This is a genomic window from Peribacillus sp. NPDC097197 (assembly GCF_050278025.1).
GTDB lineage: Bacteria > Bacillota > Bacilli > Bacillales > DSM-1321 > Peribacillus.
This window is the reverse complement of sequence record NZ_JBNNST010000013.1, coordinates 77,788-99,031: the sequence shown is the minus strand read 5'-3', so window position 1 is coordinate 99,031 and position 21,244 is coordinate 77,788. Positions and strand designations below refer to the sequence as shown.

Below are 21,244 nucleotides of genomic sequence, written 5' to 3'. Positions count from 1 at the left end.
AATATTTTAGCACCATGGGAGAGTTTTTTTAATACCATGCTGAAAGCTTTTTAGAACCCTAGGCCTAGCCTAGGGTTTTCTTTTCTACAAAAAAAGGAGCCTGGTTTCAGGCTCCCCTCATACTGGTACTTACAACGGAATATTCCCGTGTTTTTTCCATGGACGGGTTTCTTTTTTATTACGTAGCATTTCAAGCGATTGGATGATTTTAATTCTTGTTTCACGAGGGTCAATAACATCATCGACCATTCCAAGACTTGCCGCTACATATGGATTTGCAAACTTTTCACGATATTCCTCAATTTTCTCTGCACGTGTGGCTTCAGGATTCTCACTATTTTTAATTTCACGGGCAAATATGATGTTTGCAGCTCCAGCTGATCCCATCACCGCAATTTCAGCATTTGGCCAAGCAAACGTAAGGTCTGCCCCGATGGATTTACTATTGAGGGCCACATAAGCACCACCATAGGCTTTACGGAGAATGATCGTTAATTTTGGCACAGTTGCTTCTGAATAGGCATATAAAAGTTTCGCACCATGGCGGATGATCCCACCATGTTCTTGTTTAACACCAGGGAAAAATCCAGAAACATCTTCAAAAGTGATCAATGGTATATTGAATGAATCACAGAATCGTATGAACCTGGCAGCTTTATCAGATGAATCAATATCGAGTCCACCAGCCAACACTTTAGGCTGGTTACAAATAAGCCCCACTGATTTCCCTTTAATGCGTGCTAGACCAACCACGATATTCTTCGCAAACCCTGCTTGCACTTCCATAAATGAATCCTCGTCGACAATTTGATTGACCACTTTTCGGACATCGTATGGACGAATGCCTTCATATGGGACAACGTCCGTTAGATCTGGACGATAGTCGTCTTCATCTGTCGCTTCCAGAGCCGGTGGCTTTTCTTGGTTGTTTTGCGGGAGATAGCTTAAAAGACGTTTAACATCAGCTAAAACCTCTTCCTCCGAAGCACCCATGAAATGAGCATTACCACTGACCGTGTTATGTACCTTCGCTCCACCTAATCCTTCAGATGAAATTTTTTCCCCTGTCACCGTTTCGATAACTTTCGGTCCTGTAATGAACATCTGGCTTGTTTTCTCAACCATGAAAACAAAATCCGTAATGGCTGGTGAATAAACCGCGCCACCTGCACATGGACCCAATATGACAGAAATCTGAGGGATCACACCAGAATATATCGAATTACGATAGAAAATTTGACCGTATCCATCAAGGGAGACAACCCCTTCCTGAATCCGAGCTCCGCCAGAATCGTTCAACCCGATGAAGGGAGCACCATTTTCCGCAGCCAAATCCATAACATTGGCAATTTTCAGAGCATGCATTTCTCCGAGCGCCCCACCAAACACGGTAAAGTCTTGAGAGAACAGGTAAATGTCACGACCATTGACTTTCCCATAACCAGTTACTACTCCTTCTCCCGGTCCTTCTGCTTTTTCCATGCCAAAATTGGTGTTCCGGTGTTTGATAAAGGGATTCAGCTCAACGAAGGTACCCTCATCCACTAGAAGTTCGATTCTTTCCCTCGCCGTTAGTTTTCCTTTTTCGTGTTGCTTTTCAATTCTATCTTCCCCTCCGCCCATTTCTACCTTTCGGCGTCGATCGTACAAGTCATTGATAGTTTCATAGATATCAGTCATTTTTGCTCCTCCTTTAATTCAGTTCTTTCACATAGCTCATATAGGACACCCGACGTCGATTTAGGATGGATAAAAGCGACATCTGCCTGATGTGCCCCTTTTCTTGAAGTCTCATCAATCATACGAAGACCGGATTCTTTTATTTCCTGGATTCGATCCTCTATTCGCTCTACACCCAAAGCCACATGGTGAATCCCTTCACCCCGTTTTTCAATGAATTTAGCGACGGCACTATCAGGAGATAACGCTTCCAATAACTCTAAACGAGTATTCCCTGCTAGGATAAATGCCACTTTAACGCCTTGGCTCTCAACCGTTTCTATTCCTTCAAGCTCCAATTTCAATGTTTCAGTGTAAAGCGGCAAGGCTTCCTCTATTGATTTAACCGCAATCCCGATATGATCAATATTCTTAATCATTTTACTATTCCCCCATACTATGTACTATTTTCACTCTATTGAATTTTCTATCAATTCATTATGTAACTATACCATTCTTTCGAATAATGAGAATATTGCACTTTTGCTTGTTTCTCCTATATGTTCAAGTTAAAATGAAAATAATCATACTGTTTGAGGAGAGAACATAATGAAAAATAAAAAAGTAAGAAAAGTTGTTGTCTATCTCATGCTTATCTCGATGTTATTGACGACCTTACTATCAGGCATCGCATTTTTATTGTAATAGACTGCAGGAGGGGAGCTAAAAGCTTCCCTCTTTCTTATTTGATAGCCCCTATATTTCTGGCTAACGTGTTGAAACTTTCATTTGATAGAGTTATTAGAACCTTTGTCCCAATCGGAACCTTGTCATATAACCGCTCTACATCCGGTTTATGCATCCTAACACAACCATTGGAAATATATTTCCCGATTGAGGATGGTTGATTGGTTCCATGTATCCCATAAATCCTGCCATCTGTATTCCTGGCATCAAAACCAATCCATCTTGACCCAAGCGGATTTCTGGGATCTCCACCAGGGATATTCTTTTTTCGATAGTAAGGATTAACCGCTTTTACTTTGACGGTAAATAACCCTTCAGGCGTCAATTCCTGACTCTTGCCTGTTCCGACTGGAAGTATCTCTTGTACCACGTTGTCGTCAATGAAAGCCAGTTTATTATTCGCTTTATTGATAATAATGAATGGCTCTCCGTGATTTACGGTTTGAGCAAGGGCCTGAGATGGTACAGCTGACAAGACAAGCAATAACAATAAAGAAAGGATTCGTTTCATTTCTATCAGTTCCTTTACTTTTTTGCTTAGTTTAAGCCAACGGCCTCTTTTTCATTCTATTATGACTCTCCTTAGGGAATCCCTTGAAAGAATGCTTAAGCAATAAATAGCGTTCCATTTCCTTCATAAGCTGCAATAAAGCTGCACGTGATTCAAACTCTTCCCGGGTTTGAGGAAGTTCCATCCCCTTAAAAAACTCTTCCATTTCCTCAAGTTTCCTCAAGTAAAGGATCGCCGTATTTTGAGGATGAACATTTTCAGCCAAATCCTCTATAAAGTCTGCCAATATACCGCTTTGCTTCACTCTTAAAGGAATATTAGTGACCAAAGGGAGAATCCTTTCAATAATTTCGAATTGCTTTTCCCTCATTTTGAAATAATGATAATGGAGATCTTCTTCCCGAAGAAAATGATTCTCCACATCCCTGAAGGCTAGACTTTTGGCTTCATTAAGAAGATTTGCTGTTTTTGTAATTTCCTTCCCATCCCATGTATGGTCATTATCCCGTAAATAGCGGACAACTGCCATTAAGATAGCACTAAAATTCATCTCAATTCTATCCTGGTAAGCAATTAATTTTTTTTCCACACTAGGCATGTATAGATTCATGATAAGTGCCACACCCACTCCAACGACAATCAAAATCGTTTCATTGACGAGCAGTGCAATAGTAATCTTACCAGAGCCATAGAGATGTAGGATGATGACACTGCTTGTAACTATTCCCTGGCTAACATTCAAGGCAACTGTAGTCGGGATGAAGATGAGAAGGATTAGCCCGATTACAAGGGGATGGAAAGCTATACCCTGAAACAGTAAAGTAGAATAAAGCATTGCGATCATACAAGCCAAAAATCGATGCCAGGAGGCAAATACCGATTTCCTTTTTGTAACCTGTATACATAAAATCGTTATGATGCCAGCAGAAGAGAAATTATTCAAACCCAGCAATTGTGCAATAATAATTGCGATGGATGCCCCCATAGCAGTTTTAATCGTTCTATACCCGATTTTGAACATTGTTATGTATCACCCTGCTTCTTTCACTTCTATTATAATACTATCAGCTATTCAGATAATTTTACAGTCCTTTATGAAGGAAAATTCTAAATTATTAATAATTCGTTATACCTATGATACATTATTTGGATAAAATAAAAAAGGTAACTAAAGTTACCTTTTTTCACTACATGTTCATTTTTTCAGTCTAAAGCACTTTTTGAAGAAAATCTTTGGCACGCTGGCTTTTCGGGTTGGAAAAGAACTCTTCCGGAGCACTTTCCTCAACAAGCAAGCCGCCATCCAAGAATAGAACCCGATCGGCCACTTCTTTAGCAAATCCCATTTCATGCGTAACAATTAACATTGTCATCCCGGTATGGGCCAGTGACTTCATAACGTCCAATACTTCTTTTACCATTTCCGGGTCTAATGCGGAAGTCGGCTCGTCAAATAGCATGACTTCCGGATTCATGGCCAATGCACGTGCTATGGCAACCCTTTGTTTTTGCCCGCCGGAAAGACGATTTGGATACGTTGTTTCCTTATCAGCCAATCCGACTTTATTCAAAAGCTCTCTTGCCTGTTTCACAGCGTCTGCTTTCGATAACTTTTTCACCTTCATAGGCGCATATGTCAGGTTCTCAAGCACCGTCTTGTGTGGAAATAAATGAAAATGCTGAAATACCATCCCGACATTCTCACGGACTTTCATAATATTAGTCTTTTTATCCGTAATATTTTGATCTTTGAACCAGATCTGTCCATCAGTAGGTGTTTCAAGCATATTGATACACCGCAGGAAAGTCGACTTTCCTGATCCGGAGGGACCGATTATCGCTAGGACTTCACCCTGTCCAATTTCTGTACTGATTCCTTTTAGAACGTTAAGTTTGCCATAACTCTTTTGAAGCTGATCTATTTTAATCACTGCGTCTCATTCTCCTTTCGATCACTTTACCTAAGATAGTGAGAATCATGACCATCACATAATAAATGAGACCGGCAAATAATATCGGCTCGAAGAATTTATAGGTCTCACCACCGACAATATAAGAACGGCGCATAATATCGCCTAAACCGATGATGGTTACCACGGCGGATTCCTTCGTTAAGGAAATGATTTCATTCACTAAAGAAGGGAGAATGTTCTTGATGGCCTGTGGCAAGATGATATTCAACATCATACTTGAATAAGGAACCCCAAGGGCAAGCGCGGCTTCCCGTTGCCCTTTATCGACCGCTAATATACCACCCCTGATGATTTCCGAGATATACGCGGCAGAGTTTAAGCCGAAAGCCAAGAAAGCAGCCTGAAACGCTTCGATTTGAATCCCTAAAATTTGTGGGGAACCAAAATAAATGAGCATTAATTGTAAAACTAATGGTGTACCGCGGAAAATCGATGTATAAAAGTCAGCAATCCAATTTAACGGCTTAATTCTGCTGATTTTCAGTATGGATAAGATGATCCCCAAAACAAAACCGATTACAGCCGCAACCGCCACAACTTTTAGTGTAGTCGGTATTCCCTCCATGATATATGGAAGGGAAGGCATAATCCTTTCAAAATCCAGATTCACTCCAATCATCCTCTCTTATAAAGACCTATAAAGGCCTTCCTTATTCACTTTATACTCAATAAAGCGTGGAAAAACGCTCAGAAGGCGTATTTTATCACTTCTGAACGTTTTCCCTTTTCTCTGTATTATTTAGTTTCACTGCCACCGAACCATTTTAGAATTAATTTTTCCATTTCACCATTTTCCAACATTTCGTTCAGTTCAGCATTGAAATCTTCCGTTAAATCACTGCCCTTTTGGAATGCAATAGCGGAACCAGCGTCTTCTTCCCCAGTTTCCATCTCATATCCTACTAAATCCGGATTGTCTTTCAAATATCCTTTAGCAACTGTATCTTCAATAATCACGGCATCAAAACGTTTCGCAACCATTTCCTGGATGATTTCAGGAATACGATTCCGTTTTTCAATCTTCATCCCGATATTTTCATTTTTATTCAAGTCATTTGCCAATGTCTCTTGAATGGAAGCAAGCTGTACGCCTACCGTTTTCCCTTTTAAATCATCTACCGTTTTTATCTTGCTGCCATCTGTCGTAATGATCATGTTTTTCGCTGTATAATAAATATCACTAAAATCAACGGATTTCTCACGTTTCGGTGTTGGTGTCATTCCAGAGATAACAAAATCCACCGATTTATTTTCAAGTGATGGAACAAGACTGTTGAAATCAATATCCTTCACCTGGATTTCATATCCTAATTTCTTACCGATTGCTTTAGCGATATCTACGTCAAATCCTTTGATTTCATCGCTTTTGGATGTTTCAACATATTCAAACGGTGGATAATCCGCAGATGTTCCCATTACTAGCACTTTTTTATCTTCATTACCTGATGTATTCTCTTCTTTTTTCTCTGAGGTTCCACATGCTGCTAAAATACCTACTAATAAAACAGAAGTAAGCAACAATGCTACCCGCTTTTTCAATTTCATCATTATTCCTCCAAGTAGTTATTGATTCTTGTATGAGCCAATGGCCAAATTACGATAAACTTAAACTCGTATGCGAACTAATATTCATGCACTCTTGTGTATTTTAACACATTCTTATAATTATTCAATAAGCTTAATGAAAATTTATTTTTTAGAATATTATTTTAACCAAATTCTAATATAATACTCTACCTACTATTAAATATACCTGGTTAACCAACCAATTTCTTCCGCGTCCAACTGATTCCAAGCAAAAAAAACCGCCGAACTCGGCGGTTTTCTTTAAAAATACTAATAAGCTTAATGCATAAGCAAAGTCTTACACTTCTTCACAATATTCATCAAAGTAAGCTTGCAGTTTTTCCACTACAGACATTGGATGATGACCCTCGATTTCATGACGCTCAATCATCGTGATGATTTTTCCATCTTTCAGTAGGGCGAATGATGGTGATGATGGTGGATATCCTTCGAAATAATCACGGGCCTTCTCAGTCGCTTCCTTATCTTGACCTGCAAAAACAGTTACAAGCTGATTAGGACGTTTATCGTTATGAATCGCATGGGCTGCAGCTGGTCTTGCAATTCCCCCAGCACAACCACAAACGGAATTAACCATAACTAGCGTCGTACCCTTTTGGGCCAATACATCTTCTACTTCCTCAGCAGTCGTCAGTTCTGTATATCCAGCAGTCTTAATCTCATCGCGAGCTTGTTTGACCACGTCATTCATTAAAAAATTGAAATCCATATTCATAGTATAGAGCTCCTTCCAGCTTTTTCTCTTCACCACTATCATAACAATTGACGAAGCCCGATTCAATCAATTTAACTGGCCATGATTAAAAACATCAAGATTCCAATTGGTAACAAGAAAAGGAGAGCTATATCCGTTCGTTATCCGTGGGACCGCATTCATTCGAACTTAAGGATTCAGAGAACGATTGAAATGCTTGTTGTACGGCTTTAGTGACCGTTTTATTACCGGACATCACTTCATTTTCGAGCTTGGGCAGTAAGCCTTTGACAGTATCATTTTTATAGAACATGGTTTTAAGCTGATGGTCCATTAAAGAATACAACCACTCTTTGGATTGCATTCTTCTCCGTTCCTGAAAGACACCCGATAACTTTGTTGTCTGCGAAAATTCCTGTAATACATCCCAAATTTCCGGAATCCCTTTTCCTGTAACAGAAGAACATGTATATGCTTTTCCAGCCCACCCCTTAGTGGCCGGCTGAAGGAAATGGAGGATACGACTGTATTCCGACCTTGTCCTGTTCGCAAGCGGAATATTTTCACCGTCTGCTTTATTGACCACTATACCATCAACAAGTTCCATGATTCCTTTTTTCATGCCCTGCAATTCATCTCCGGCTCCTGTTAGGACAAGCAACATGAAAAAGTCGACCATACTTCGGACAATCGCTTCACTCTGCCCTACACCCACCGTTTCAATCAAAATCACATCAAATCCGGCCGCCTCACAAAGTAACATCGTTTCCCTTGTTTTCCTATGCACCCCACCCAAAGTTCCTTCTGATGGGGAAGGTCGGATAAAAGCTTGAGGATTGCGTGCCAGTTCCTCCATCCTCGTCTTATCCCCAAGGATGCTCCCTCCATTAATCGAGGAACTTGGATCGACAGCGAGTACCGCAACCTTATATCCTTTATTACATAAAAACGTTCCAAAGGTTTCGATGAACGTACTTTTACCAGCCCCAGGGACACCTGATATACCGATGCGGAGCGAAGAACCTGTGTGTGGGAGAATGGAATGCAATAGTTCCTGCGCCAACTCGAAATGATGTTCGGCATTGCTTTCCACTAATGTGATCCCTTTAGCAAGTTTTGCTCTCTCCCCTGTCAAGATTCCATCTTTCAATTCCGGTATCGAGATTCTCTCATTTTTCTTTTTGATGAATCTACTTTTGGATGCTTTATTATGACCAGCATCCAATTCCACACCTGGCTTTAACGAAGAAGCAAAACCATCCTGATTGTTAGGATCGACCCATTCCGGCTTCTTATCTTGATTCATTACTGTGCCACTTCCTCATATCCTAGGCGATGGTATATTTCTTGTAGCACTTTTTTAGCTGCCTGCGGGATGACCGTTCCAGGTCCAAAAATCGCTGATGCGCCGTTTTGCATTAAATAATCATAATCTTGTGCTGGGATGACTCCACCGACAATGACGATAATGTCTTCCCGGCCCAATTTCTTCAACTCGGCCATCAATTGTGGCAATAGTGTTTTGTGTCCGGCAGCGAGCGAGCTCATCCCAACAACATGCACATCATTTTCCACAGCCTGAAGAGCGGTTTCCTCCGGTGTTTGGAATAGTGGTCCGATATCGACATCATAGCCTAAATCGGCAAACCCCGTACCAACCACTTTCGATCCCCGATCATGGCCGTCCTGCCCCATCTTAGCCATCAATAAACGAGGGCGTCTGCCTTCATTTTCAAGAAACTCGTCAGTCATGGCAATTACTTCTTCAATTTCCGCCTCTTTCGAATAAGCTGAGCTATAAACACCACTAATAGAACGGATGGTGGCCTTATGGCGACCAGCCACTTCTTCAATTGCATCGGAAATTTCCCCAAGTGAAGCGCGGACTCGAGTTGCCTGTACTGCCAATTCAAGCAAGTTACCTTCACCAGTTCGTGCCGCTTGCGTCAATGCCTGAAGAGCTTCATCGACTTTCGCCTGATCTCTTTTTTCTTTAAGGATGCTTAAACGCTTAAGTTGACTTTCACGGACAGCGGTATTGTCTATCTCCAAGATTTCAATCGCATCTTCTTTTTTCAGGCGATATTTGTTGACACCCACGATTGTTTCATCTTGAGAATCGATTTTAGCTTGGCGTTTTGCTGCCGCTTCTTCAATCCTCATTTTTGGAAGACCGGTTTCAATCGCCTTTGCCATGCCCCCAAGACCTTCAATTTCTTCGATATGAGCCCAAGCCCTTTCAATCAGTTCATTTGTTAGCGATTCTACATAATAGGAACCTGCCCATGGATCGATGACCTTTGTAATGCCAGTCTCCTCTTGAAGATAAAGCTGTGTATTCCGGGCAATACGTGCTGAGAAATCGGTTGGAAGGGCAATGGCCTCATCCAATGCGTTCGTATGCAAAGATTGGGTATGGCCCAAGGCAGCTGCATGCGCCTCGATCAGTGTTCGTGCCACATTATTGAAAGGATCTTGCTCTGAAAGGCTCCACCCCGATGTTTGGGAGTGTGTTCGTAAAGCCATCGCTTTCTTATTCTTCGGTTCAAACTGTTTCATTAGTTTTGACCATATGAACCGTCCCGCTCTCATTTTTGCCACTTCCATGAAATAGTTCATTCCAACAGCCCAGAAGAACGACAAACGAGGAGCAAATTTATCAATATCGATACCGGCTTTCATTCCTGTCCTTGCATATTCCAGGCCATCCGCCAACGTATAAGCAAGCTCGATATCCGCAGGTGCTCCAGCTTCTTGTAGGTGATAACCGGAAATGGATATAGAATTGAACTTTGGCATATATTTTGAAGTATATTCAAATATATCAGCAATGATTTTCATCGACATCTCGGGTGGATAGATATACGTATTCCTAACCATGTATTCCTTTAAGATATCATTTTGAATGGTACCAGAAAGCTTATCCTGGGTGACTCCCTGCTCCTCGGCTGTAACGATATAAAAAGCAAGAATAGGTAAAACCGCTCCATTCATTGTCATGGATACCGACATTTGATCGAGTGGTATTCCATCAAATAGGATCTTCATATCCAAAATCGAGTCTATCGCCACACCCGCTTTTCCTACATCCCCAACAACACGAGGATGATCCGAATCATAGCCGCGATGTGTTGCCAAATCGAAGGCAACCGAGAGACCCTTTTGACCCATCGCTAAATTCCTGCGGTAAAATGCGTTGGATTCTTCTGCAGTTGAGAACCCTGCATATTGTCGTACTGTCCATGGCCGGTTCACATACATGGATGGATAGGGCCCCCTTGTATATGGAGCAATTCCCGGTACACTTTCCATGTGCTCCAAATTCTTACTATCTTCTTTCATATATAATGGTTTAACCTTGATTTGTTCATTCGTTTCGAATAAAAGTTCCTCGATGTTTTGTTCAACTGCTGCTTCTGCCTCTTGTTTCCATAATTCAACTGTTCCTTTACGCTCAGACTTAGCAGGATTTATGGTAGAGAAATTTGGTTTTTTCATTGTTCATTCACCCCTAGCTCTTGTAGTAGTTCTGTCAAGACCGCCACAACATTCGTTTTAACATGAATAAAGTCGTCCGCTCCAGACTCCAATAAAACGGTCTCCAATTCTGCCGATTGCTTTCCAGCGACATATAGCTTGATGTGTGGGTATTGCTGTTTAATCTCTTTTATGATGGATTCCGCCTTATCCGAGTAATCAAGATCACTCCCACATACACAGTATATGGAAAGCTTGGTTTCAGCTATATAATCCACCGCTTCCTTACTATCATGGCATCCTTCACTTTCCATCGTTTCAATTCCACCGGCTGCAACAAAGCCTTTTATAAAATCAGCACGAGGCTTATAAGATTTAAGTTCATTCAAGTTAATAAGGCCGATTGTCGGTGCTTTCCCGCCATTTTGTTTACACTCTTCACTTCGTAATCTTAACTGTTCAAATTGGGATGATATACGATCTAACTTGATTGGTGTAATGTCTACTGGCCCCTGAACCACCATATATGATCTCTGTATTTCAGTTGTAGGAACTTTGATTTTATCGGTAGGGTTCGGATAAACGTTGGTACCAATAATACTTTCTTTCCGTAGTGCCGCATTCTGGACCCTTTCCTCGTAGACTTTTGCTATGTCTGCTTGTAAAGTCCCTTGCATAATGGCATCAAGTACCCCGCCTGCCTCGTCAATCTCAAGGAACTTCACCCATGCTTTATCAGCCAATTCATCCGTCAATTGCTCGACATACCAAGATCCGCCGGCAGGATCGACCACCGTTGTGATATTCGTTTCCTCTTTAAGGATTAAATGCGTGTTGCGTGCTATTCTTTCCGAAAATTCATTAAACTCACCTGAAGCATGATTAAATGGATGGATTTGCAAGTACTGAATCCCTCCAATTGCTGCAGCAAATGCTTGATTCGTGGTCCGCAGAATATTCACGTGTTGATCATAGAGCGTTTCTGTCAACTCGGATGTAACTGCATGTATAACCATTTTAAAATACTCGGCATCCTCTTCAAAAGCATCCGCTAGACCAGCCCAAAGTCTTCTAGCCGCCCGTATCTTCGCAATCGACATAAAGTAATTGGAATCCACTGCAAAGGAAAACACGATCTTCCCGACAATATCCCGTACGGAAATCCCTTGTTTTTGCCCTTCCCATATATATTGGACAGCAACTGCCAATCCATAGGCAAGCTCTTGAATTGCATTGGCTCCTCCATTATGAAAACTAGCCGTGTTAACAAGAATTGACTTTAAGTCCGGACCAATCTGTTGATAATCTTGGATTGTTTTTGCCCATTCTGCAAAATATGTTTCTGTATCTTCAGGAACTTGACCACCGACTAACCATTCTGCAATCGGATCTTCTGCAAGCACACCCTTAATTTGCGCATTTTGTTGATTTGCAACAGCTTTGAATTGAGTGAATAGTTCCTTTTGCTTTCCCTTCAGGTCAATGAAAACGGGAAGTTCATTTAATGATAGGCCATTAAAAAGTTTTGAAACTCTCGCACCCTCCGCAAGAAGCTGAGCTGGATAGACGACAATATTCTGACCGCGCTCTAGTGCGGCGTGCATCTTTTCATTTGCCTCGTCAGCCGTGATACCGCTTACAGGCTGTACGACAAACCATGGCTGCTCGTAATAACCGGTCGGAGCAATTCCACGTGTAAAGGGAGCAAATCCGGGAAGCTCTGTTTGTTCTCCATCTGAAACAGATTCCTCAGTATAGAGGGGATTTAAAGTAATGCCTTCATATGTATTCGTTTTTAATTTTTCGACACTTCTGCCTTTTAAACTAGTTTCTGCCGCTTCCTTCCACTCTTCTAATGAAGGTTTTGGAAAGGATATGTTTTTTACATCTTTCAATTCCATTTTAATCGCTCCCTTATATTTTGCTTTCCTACTGGTTCAATCGCCAATACGTAGACCGAACGCTCAGTCAATTACATAAGAAAAACACTCTCCCATCAATTTATATATATTCTATCATAATATTCTTATAATTTTAGCTAATATCAAAACCTGTTAAAAAAACCATATGATAGAAGATGGAGAATAATTATGAGAAGAGCCTCTATAAAATAATAGCAAAAATAAAAATATTGTCGACTATTTTCTAAATACTCTTATATTTCTATTCATAAACAGTTACAGAGGCACAGAGAAAAGGAAGCACCTTTATGGTTACCTCCTTCTTTTTCCCTATTAATAAACAGATGTATTATCCGATGTTATTTTTTCAATGATTTCTTTTACTCGCGCTAAGAATCTGCCGCATACAAGACCGTCCAATACCCGATGATCTAGTGATAAACATAGGTTGACCATATCACGGACCGCTATCATGTCATTGATGACGACAGGTCTTTTTACAATGGTCTCCACTTGTAGAATCGCTGCCTGCGGATGATTTATAATTCCCATGGACTGGACCGATCCAAATGAACCAGTATTATTGACAGTGAAAGTGCCGCCTTGCATATCCTCGACTCTTAACTTTCCTGCTTTCACCTTTGATGCCAGGTCATTGATTTCCCTAGCAATCCCTTTAATCGACTTTTCATCTGCATTTTTTATGACCGGAACAAATAAAGCATCTTCCGTTGCGACCGCGATTGAAATATTAATTTCTTTTCTTTGAATGATTTTATCGCCTGCCCACATTGAATTGATCTGAGGAAATTCGGTTAGAGCCTGCGCAATCGCTTTAACAAAGAATGCAAAGTAGGTTAAGTTATACCCTTCTTTTTGTTTGAAATCCGATTTAAGTGAATCCCTAAGTTTAACCATATTCGTCGCATCAACTTCAACCATTGTCCATCCATGTGGAATCTCATGCTTACTTTTCGACATATTCGAAGCAATCGCTTTCCTTACCCCAGTTACGGGTATTTCTCTATCTCCAGTCATGCTAGGAATGACAGTTTCTTTCTCATTTGATGGCAATGATTGGGGCAGATGTTCTTTTGGCTCGGACGCAGTTCTTACACCAGCTGCCGATTGAGGGAGGTTTCCGGACTCAATGAGTTTCAATAAGTCTTTACGCGTTATCCTTCCTTCATTCCCCGTCCCATTCACTTGAGAGAGATCGATATCATGTTCCTGGGAGAGCTTTAGTACAGCGGGAGAAAACCGGACTTTATTCGGAGTCGGAGTTTCCACGTTAGGCTCCATGCTATTAACTGCATCATCATTTTTCTCTGCTGGGTCTTCTTTTTCCTCTTCCTTGGGCTTGGTTGATTCGACCTCAATGGAACATATAACTTCCCCCACAGCCAGCGTTTGATTCTCATCCGCCTTTAACTCCTTAACAATCCCCGTAAAAGAAGAAGGAACTTCAGCGTTTACTTTATCCGTCATCACTTCAGCTAGTGGATCATACTTCGTCACGTGATCTCCTGGCTGAACAAGCCATTTACTTATGGTCCCTTCTGTCACGCTTTCACCAAGCTGGGGCATTTTCATTTGTTCTATCGCCATCATTTAATCCTCCTTCTTTTCTATTAAAATTCAGCCAGTTCTCTCATCGTCTTCTCCACTTTATCAGGGGTAACCATAAAATATTTTTCCATTGTAGGTGCATAAGGCATTGCAGGGATGTCCGGACCAGCCAGTCGCTTGATTGGGGCATCCAAATCGAATAGGCAATGCTCGGCAATGATGGCTGCAACCTCACTCATGATGCTACCCTCTTTATTATCTTCTGTAACCAATAAGACCTTACCCGTTTTGGAAGCCGCTTCTATGATGGCTTCCTTATCCAACGGATATACGGTGCGCAAATCTAAAATATGCGCTGAAATACCATCCATTGCTAGTTTTTCTGCCGCTTGGAGAGCAAAGTGAACACAAAGCCCATAGGTTATGACCGTAATGTCCTCTCCCTCTCTTTTCACATCAGCTTTACCGATTGGCAGTACATAATCATCATTCGGAACTTCGCCTTTAATCAAACGGTACGCACGCTTATGTTCAAAGAAAAGTACCGGATCCTCGTCGCGAATGGCAGCTTTAAGCAAGCCTTTTACATCATATGGGGTGGAAGGCATCACAATTTTCAATCCTGGTTGGTTCGCGAACATAGCTTCCACTGATTGGGAATGATATAACGCTCCGTGAACTCCGCCACCATACGGAGCACGGATGACCATTGGGCAGTTCCAATCATTATTGGAACGATAACGGATCTTTGCCGCTTCGGAAACAATTTGATTTACAGCGGGCATGATAAAATCCGCAAATTGGATTTCGGCAATAGGTCGTAGTCCATACATGGCTGCCCCAATTCCTACACCAGCAATCGCTGACTCTGCAAGGGGCGTATCGATGACCCTTGATTCACCGAATTGCTCATATAGACCATTTGTCGCCTTAAAGACTCCGCCCTTTTTCCCGACATCCTCCCCCAAAACGAATACTCGCGAATCTCTTTCCATCTCTTCGCGCATTGCCATTGTCACCGCATCTATATAAGAAATTACCGACATCCTTTTCCCCCCTTACTTTTGTTCGTAAACATGATCCATAGCGCTTTCAGCTTTCGGATATGGAGCATGTTCGGCGTAATCTGTAGCTTCGTTCACTATTTTCATCACTTCATCATTAAGTTGGTTTTCAAGGGTTTCATCCATGATACCCGCTTCCTTTAAATACGCTCCAAAAGTCATGATGGAATCTTTTGTTTTCGCTTCAGCCACTTCTTCAGCTTCACGATAACTGCGGTCATCGTCATCACTTGAATGGGGAGTCAGCCTATATGAAACGGTTTCAACTAAAGTGGGGCCTTCTCCTCTACGAGCGCGATCAGCCGCTTCTTTAACCGCTTTATATACCTCCAACGGATCATTGCCATCCACCGTGATTCCAGGCATGCCGTATCCAATTGCCCGGTCCGATACCTTTTCACAGGAAAGCTGTTTGGATATAGGAACGGATATGGCGTATTGGTTGTTTTCACACATAAAGATGACTGGAAGCTTATGGACGCCTGCAAAGTTGGCCCCTTCATGAAAATCACCTTGATTGGATGAACCTTCCCCAAACGTGACGAATGTCACCAGGTCCTTTCCTTCCATTTTCCCTGCAAGGGCAATTCCCACTGCATGTGGTACCTGTGTAGTTACCGGAGAAGAACCCGTAACGATCCGGTTTTTCTTTTGTCCAAAGTGACCTGGCATTTGCCTTCCCCCGGAATTGGGATCCTCGGCTTTGGCAAATCCTGATAGCATCAATTCTTTCGCCGTCATTCCAAATGACAAGACGACTCCGACGTCCCGATAATAAGGCAATACGTAATCCTTTTGCCGATTCAAGGCAAATGCCGCTCCAACCTGTGCAGCTTCTTGCCCTTGGCAGGAAATCACAAAAGGAATTTTCCCTGAACGGTTCAACAGCCACATCCGCTCATCCATCCTACGTGACAGCAGCATGGTCCGATACATATCTAATACGGTTTCATCATTCAAACCCAATTGTTCATGACGTGTTTCCACCATTATCAAAAAACCTCCTCCTTTTTTATGAGTGAATGGCAAGGCCATCCACTGCGAGAGCTGCCTCTCCGATTGCTTCCGAAAGACTTGGATGGGGGTGAATCGTCTTTGCCACTTCCCAAGGGGTGGCATCCAGTACCTTTGCCAGGCCAGCTTCGGAAATCATATCCGTAACATGCGGTCCAATCATGTGGACACCCAGAATATCATTCGTTCTTTTATCCGAGATGATTTTGACAAATCCATCCGATTCCCCATAAACAAGGGCTTTACCGACAGCCCGGAATGGAAACTTTCCAATTTTCAATTCATATCCATCTTTTTTGGCCTGTTCCTCTGTCATGCCGACGCTTGCCGCTTCTGGACTTGAGTAGATGCATTTCGATATAAGCGAATAGTCGATCTTTTCCGGTTTTTTTCCTGCCATGTGTTCAACTGCCGTCAATCCCTCATGTGAAGCAACATGGGCCAACTGCAAACCGCCGATGCAATCTCCAATCGCGTACATATGCGTCTCTTTCGTTTGGAAAAATTCATTGGTGACAATATATCCATTTTCAATGACGATATCCGTATTATCCAAACCAATCGATTCAAGATTAGCCATTCTTCCAACGGAAACCAATAGTTTATCTGCCTCGAACTCCTCGAGTTTTCCGTTGATTTCTGCAGTGATGGACACTGATTTATCTTTTTTCAGCGTCTCTGGCAACACCTTAGCGCCTGTATGAAAAGTAATGCCTTTTTTCTTCAATAAGCGAAGCATTTCATCCGAAATTTCATGATCTTCTGTGGGAATGATTTTATCTGCATATTCTAGTACCGTTACTTCCACGCCAAAGTCATTTAACATCGAGGCCCATTCAATACCTATCACGCCTCCACCAACTATAATGATTGATTTTGGCAAGCTGTCTAGCTGAAGTGCTTCATCGGAAGAAAGGACAAGATCCCCATCAATCGATAAACCTGGTAATGATTTTGGGCGTGAACCGGTAGCAACGATGATATTTTGTGGAATCAGCATTTCATTTTCACTACCATTATTCATTTCCACGGAAATTGTTCCTGGCATTGGTGAAAAGATGGAAGGTCCAAGTATTCGGCCTATTCCTTCGTAAACGTGGATCTTCCCTTGCTTCATCAAGTGCTGGACCCCTCTATAAAGCTGGTCGACCACCTTGTTTTTCCGTTCCTGGACTTTGCTGAAATCCACATTCACGTTTTCTGTGAAAATACCGAATTCCTCACTTTTGATAGCCGTTTGGTAAACCTCTGCACTTCTTAACAAAGCTTTGGAAGGAATACAGCCTTTATGTAAACATGTCCCGCCTACCTTTTCTTTTTCAACGACTGCCGTTTTTAAACCAAGCTGTGCCGCCCTGATTGCTGCAACATACCCTCCGGTTCCTCCGCCAAGAATGACAAGATCATATTCTTCAGCCATGTTCATTCCTCCTTGTTGGAAATTCCTATGTCCATCCTGATAACACAGGAATCCAAGTTGTTTTTTAACTCATCTACGTCGGTTCAAGATATGTTTCTCGTCTCGTAAAAATTGACTTCTGGAATTTCTCATTCTTTCAATCCGCTCTTCTGCCATTCTATCAGCTGCTTTATAGGTCGGGATTTTATCCCGTTTTGCTATTTCAATGACTCTTTCAATGCTATCATAAACACCTTCAACTTTTTTCAAGGCTCTTTCCCGATTGTACCCTTTCAGTTCATCCGCAACATTTATGACACCGCCCGCATTAATGACATAATCAGGTGCATAAATGATTCCTTTTTCATGTATTTGGTCCCCATGAATCGGTTCCTTCAATTGGTTATTGGCCGCACCAGCAATCACCTTTGCCTTGATTTTACCGATCGTTCCATCATTTATGACAGCGCCCAATGCACAAGGTGCATAAATATCACAGTCCACTCCATAAATCTCATCCGGGTTTACAGCTTTGGCACCAAATGTTTCAACAGCACGATTTACACTCTCTTTATTAATATCAGTGACAATCAGTCTCGCTCCTTCTTCATTCAGGTGACGGCATAGATTATAAGCTACATTCCCTACCCCCTGAACGGCAATCACCTTTCCTTCCAAAGAATCACTTCCGAATGCTTCCTTTGCCGCTGCTTTCATGCCCCGGTACACACCATAAGCGGTGACCGGCGAAGGGTTCCCTGATGAACCGAACTCAGGTGAAATGCCTGTGACATAATCTGTTTCTTCATGGATAAGGTCCATATCTTCCACTGTGGTTCCGACATCTTCGGCAGTAATATAGCGGCCATTCAATCCCTGGATATACCTACCGAATGCCCTAAACATTTCTTCATTTTTGTCTGTACGTGGATCTCCGATAATCACGGTTTTTCCACCACCTAGATTCAAGCCTGCTGCCGCATTTTTATAAGTCATTCCTTTTGAAAGTCTTAGCGCATCTTCTATGGCTTCTTCTTCTGAAGCATATGTCCACATGCGAGTACCACCAAGGGCTGGGCCAAGTGTCGTATCATGTATCGCGATGATCGCTTTTAAACCTGATTGTTTATCTTGACAAAATAATAGCTGCTCATAGTCATATCGTTCTAAATAGTTGAAAATTTCCATAATGGAATCCCCCTCAGATGTTTTCAAAGTTGCCAAAAAAGAGAGGCTCATCCTGTATCCTCATTCTTTTCTGACATATAAAGGTTAAAGTCATATTGTTAGTTAGTGTTCTCTTGCCTATATGATAGTGCGCATTTCGCGATTTGTTACCCAAAAAATCCATATTCCATTCAATAACATGCAAATTACATGCCAACAAAATAAATATGGTGGATATATTCCTGTGAAAAGGGAGTGGGAATTGATGTAAAACGTGGAAGCAGAAGAGATATCCAATCCTATAAGTTTTTTAATTAAATACATTCCATCTGCTTATCGAAGAATAATAAACGCCAAGAACGTGCATTTTTTTGCACACTGTGCAATTATTTGCATGCATTTTTTTTCACACTCCCATTTTCTCCATTTTGTAATATAAACTTCTGACTGAAATGCCAAGCGCCTTTGCTGTAAGGGTTTTGTTCCCCTTATACGTATATATCGCCTCTTGAATAACCTTCGCTTCATACCTGTCCATTATTTCCATGAGCGTTTCTCCCGATACGTACGCTTCATTTCTTAATGATTTCTCTTGTATTAAAGGAATGTTATCTTCAATAAAGTCCGGAATGTGTTGGACATCCATGATGGTCTCGGTTAACTTCATGAAGATAATTGCTCTACCCAGGATATTTTCCAGTTCCCGAACATTACCTGGCCAATTATACATTTGCATTTTATGAATTGCTTCATCTGTAATTCCTTCGATGCTTCGCCCGTATTCCTGGTTGATCTTGTGAATCAAATGTTCTGCCAGTTCTTTTATATCTCCCTTTCGCTTCCGCAATGGGGCGATGAAAATGGGCATCCGGTTCAAACGGAAATAAAGATCTTCACGGAATGTCCCTTTTACTATGGCTTGTTCAAGGTTAATGTTGGTTGCAGCGATCACCCTGACATTAATAGGTATGGGATTGGTACCACCCACCCTTATCAGTTCTTGTTCCTGGAGAACCCGAAGTAATTTAGCCTGGATACTCGCCGGCAACTCACCGATTTCATCCAAAAATATACTTCCATGGTTGGCCTCCTCAAACAGTCCGGTTTTTCCGCCTCTTCTTGCTCCCGTAAAAGCACCCTCTTCATACCCGAATAGCTCACTTTCCAACAAAGATTCCGAAATTGCTGCGCAATTAACACGGACGAATTTATTGAACTTTCGATCACTTTCATTATGGATAGCATGGGCAAACAGTTCCTTGCCTGTTCCTGATTCACCTCTTAATAGAACGGTAGCAGGGGTTCTCGCAGACAATTTAGCCTGATCGATAGGTAACTTCATCTCTTCCGAAGTGCCAATGATATCATCAAAAGAATATTTTGCCTGAAGAGTACGGATGATTTGCCTTGCACGGTTCAATTCATGAGTTAACGATTGAATTTCAGAAACGTCATGAATGACTCCAACGCTTCCTTTCAATACTCCTTCAACAATGATTGGTGCAACATTCACAATTACTTCCTTATGTTTAGGACCAACACGCATGTTAACTCCGCGAACAGGCTTTCTAGTCTTAAGGACCTTCATATGCATGCTTTCCCCTTCATAAATATCAATGGCAGCCGGTTTGCCAATTACTTGATTTTTCGTCAATCCTGTTATCCTAGAGTAGGCTGGATTGATCAATAAACCATATCCCCGTTCGTCCACCACCGATATTGCTTCATCACTAGACTGAATGATGGCCTCAAGCATGGTCTGAATCTCTTTTAAATCCGTTATTTGTTCAGCTAGTTTTACCGCTTCCGCTTCCGTTCTTTTCTTAAACAGCGAGAATGCGCCTATCATTTCATTTTCGTGACTTACCAAGGGAATCCTGGACGTAATGAACTCCATACCCGATTTACTGATGGAAATATGTTGGTTTTCTTCTCGTTCCCTCGTCTCCATCACCCTTAATAACCCACTGGAAGGAACAAGATCGAGGATATGTCGGCCAATTACCGTTTCCCGTTTTGTATTGGTTATTCGTTCAGCATTGTGATTGAATAAGGTGACATAGCCGTCTTTATTGATCACTAACATGCCCTCACTCGCTGCATTCAATATCAAGTCCATTATGGAGGATGAATTTTCCAACTTATTAATCAGATGATTCTTCTCTTCGATGAGATTAACAAGAATATGGGCTACACTACCAGGAACCAGGATTGTTTGCTGTCCTGTCTTCTTTTTTATCTCCTTAAAAACAGCAGGGTCACCGGTTGTATCAATAATGATATCCAATTCCCTATCCATCGCACTTTCCCAATTTGATACTGTACAAATTTTTCGTGCCTTTGCAGCCAGGATCCCTTCAGCAGCCTCATTCGTATCAGCCATACAATCAATGAAAAGGGTTTTGCTTTCCAGTAGGAGCTCCAATACAGCACTGCCCCCTTTTCCTCCACCAACGATCATCACCTTTTGCATGACTTCCTC

Annotated in this window: 18 protein-coding genes; 1 reads left to right on the top strand and 17 read right to left on the bottom strand. The window is 41.8% G+C overall.

Going from position 1 to position 21,244, the window contains the following annotated elements; all coding sequences use genetic code 11:
* Positions 1-129: 129 nt before the first annotated feature.
* Positions 130-1,680 carry an acyl-CoA carboxylase subunit beta gene (locus ACQKL6_RS16485; protein ID WP_402869359.1) on the bottom strand — a complete coding sequence of 517 codons (1,551 nt, stop codon included), beginning with the start codon at positions 1,678-1,680 and terminating at the stop codon, positions 130-132.
* Positions 1,677-2,099, bottom strand: a complete 423-nt coding sequence (gene mce, locus ACQKL6_RS16480) for a methylmalonyl-CoA epimerase (protein ID WP_407408388.1) — start codon at positions 2,097-2,099, stop codon at positions 1,677-1,679. The genes ACQKL6_RS16485 and mce overlap by 4 nt, the downstream gene beginning before the upstream one ends.
* 169 nt (positions 2,100-2,268) lie before the next feature.
* Here mce and prli42 point away from each other — a divergent pair, with 169 nt between their 5' ends.
* Positions 2,269-2,364 carry a stressosome-associated protein Prli42 gene (gene prli42 / locus ACQKL6_RS16475; RefSeq protein WP_402869363.1) on the top strand — a complete coding sequence of 32 codons (96 nt, stop codon included), beginning with the start codon at positions 2,269-2,271 and terminating at the stop codon, positions 2,362-2,364.
* A 37-nt stretch (positions 2,365-2,401) separates the two neighbouring features.
* Here prli42 and ACQKL6_RS16470 read toward each other — a convergent pair whose 3' ends face one another.
* The 15 genes from ACQKL6_RS16470 to ACQKL6_RS16400 all read right to left on the bottom strand — a co-directional run bounded on the left by ACQKL6_RS16470 (position 2,402) and on the right by ACQKL6_RS16400 (position 21,235).
* Positions 2,402-2,917 (bottom strand): L,D-transpeptidase, encoded by a 516-nt coding sequence (locus tag ACQKL6_RS16470; protein ID WP_402869365.1) that lies wholly within the window; start codon positions 2,915-2,917, stop codon positions 2,402-2,404.
* 31 nt (positions 2,918-2,948) lie between these two features.
* Positions 2,949-3,938, bottom strand: coding sequence for an aromatic acid exporter family protein (locus ACQKL6_RS16465; protein WP_402986171.1), 990 nt, complete (start codon positions 3,936-3,938; stop codon positions 2,949-2,951).
* Positions 3,939-4,125: 187 nt separating this feature from the next.
* The gene (locus ACQKL6_RS16460; RefSeq protein ID WP_402986173.1) at positions 4,126-4,848 is read right to left on the bottom strand and encodes an amino acid ABC transporter ATP-binding protein; all 723 of its coding nucleotides are present in this window, start codon (positions 4,846-4,848) and stop codon (positions 4,126-4,128) included.
* A complete protein-coding gene (locus ACQKL6_RS16455; RefSeq protein ID WP_402869370.1) occupies positions 4,841-5,500 on the bottom strand; it encodes an amino acid ABC transporter permease in 660 nt (219 codons plus the stop codon). The genes ACQKL6_RS16460 and ACQKL6_RS16455 overlap by 8 nt, the downstream gene beginning before the upstream one ends.
* 125 nt (positions 5,501-5,625) lie before the next feature.
* Positions 5,626-6,429, bottom strand: a complete 804-nt coding sequence (locus ACQKL6_RS16450) for a transporter substrate-binding domain-containing protein (RefSeq protein WP_402869880.1) — start codon at positions 6,427-6,429, stop codon at positions 5,626-5,628.
* A gap of 325 nt (positions 6,430-6,754) precedes the next feature.
* Positions 6,755-7,192 carry a BrxA/BrxB family bacilliredoxin gene (locus tag ACQKL6_RS16445; RefSeq protein ID WP_402869372.1) on the bottom strand — a complete coding sequence of 146 codons (438 nt, stop codon included), beginning with the start codon at positions 7,190-7,192 and terminating at the stop codon, positions 6,755-6,757.
* Positions 7,193-7,319: 127 nt separating this feature from the next.
* Positions 7,320-8,477, bottom strand: coding sequence for a methylmalonyl Co-A mutase-associated GTPase MeaB (gene meaB, locus ACQKL6_RS16440; protein ID WP_427651487.1), 1,158 nt, complete (start codon positions 8,475-8,477; stop codon positions 7,320-7,322).
* Complete coding sequence (gene scpA, locus ACQKL6_RS16435) at positions 8,477-10,669, bottom strand: methylmalonyl-CoA mutase (RefSeq protein ID WP_427651486.1); 2,193 nt, start codon at positions 10,667-10,669, stop codon at positions 8,477-8,479. Before scpA ends, meaB begins: the two co-directional genes overlap by 1 nt.
* Positions 10,666-12,549: a methylmalonyl-CoA mutase family protein gene (locus tag ACQKL6_RS16430; RefSeq protein WP_427651485.1), complete on the bottom strand. Its 1,884-nt coding sequence runs from the start codon at positions 12,547-12,549 to the stop codon at positions 10,666-10,668. Before ACQKL6_RS16430 ends, scpA begins: the two co-directional genes overlap by 4 nt.
* Positions 12,550-12,882: 333 nt before the next feature.
* A complete protein-coding gene (locus tag ACQKL6_RS16425; protein ID WP_427590970.1) occupies positions 12,883-14,157 on the bottom strand; it encodes a dihydrolipoamide acetyltransferase family protein in 1,275 nt (424 codons plus the stop codon).
* Positions 14,158-14,180: 23 nt separating this feature from the next.
* Positions 14,181-15,164, bottom strand: a complete 984-nt coding sequence (locus ACQKL6_RS16420; RefSeq protein ID WP_402869381.1) for an alpha-ketoacid dehydrogenase subunit beta — start codon at positions 15,162-15,164, stop codon at positions 14,181-14,183.
* A 12-nt stretch (positions 15,165-15,176) separates the two neighbouring features.
* Entirely contained in the window at positions 15,177-16,172 is a 996-nt protein-coding gene (locus tag ACQKL6_RS16415; protein ID WP_427651489.1) for a thiamine pyrophosphate-dependent dehydrogenase E1 component subunit alpha, read from the bottom strand.
* A gap of 22 nt (positions 16,173-16,194) precedes the next feature.
* Positions 16,195-17,616, bottom strand: a complete 1,422-nt coding sequence (lpdA, locus tag ACQKL6_RS16410) for a dihydrolipoyl dehydrogenase (RefSeq protein ID WP_427651484.1) — start codon at positions 17,614-17,616, stop codon at positions 16,195-16,197.
* Positions 17,617-17,685: 69 nt separating this feature from the next.
* On the bottom strand, positions 17,686-18,783 hold the full coding sequence (gene bcd / locus ACQKL6_RS16405; RefSeq protein WP_403079333.1) for a branched-chain amino acid dehydrogenase: 1,098 nt from the start codon (positions 18,781-18,783) through the stop codon (positions 17,686-17,688).
* Between the two features lie 385 nt (positions 18,784-19,168).
* A complete protein-coding gene (locus ACQKL6_RS16400) occupies positions 19,169-21,235 on the bottom strand; it encodes a sigma 54-interacting transcriptional regulator (protein ID WP_403079332.1) in 2,067 nt (688 codons plus the stop codon).
* Positions 21,236-21,244: the final 9 nt, after the last annotated feature.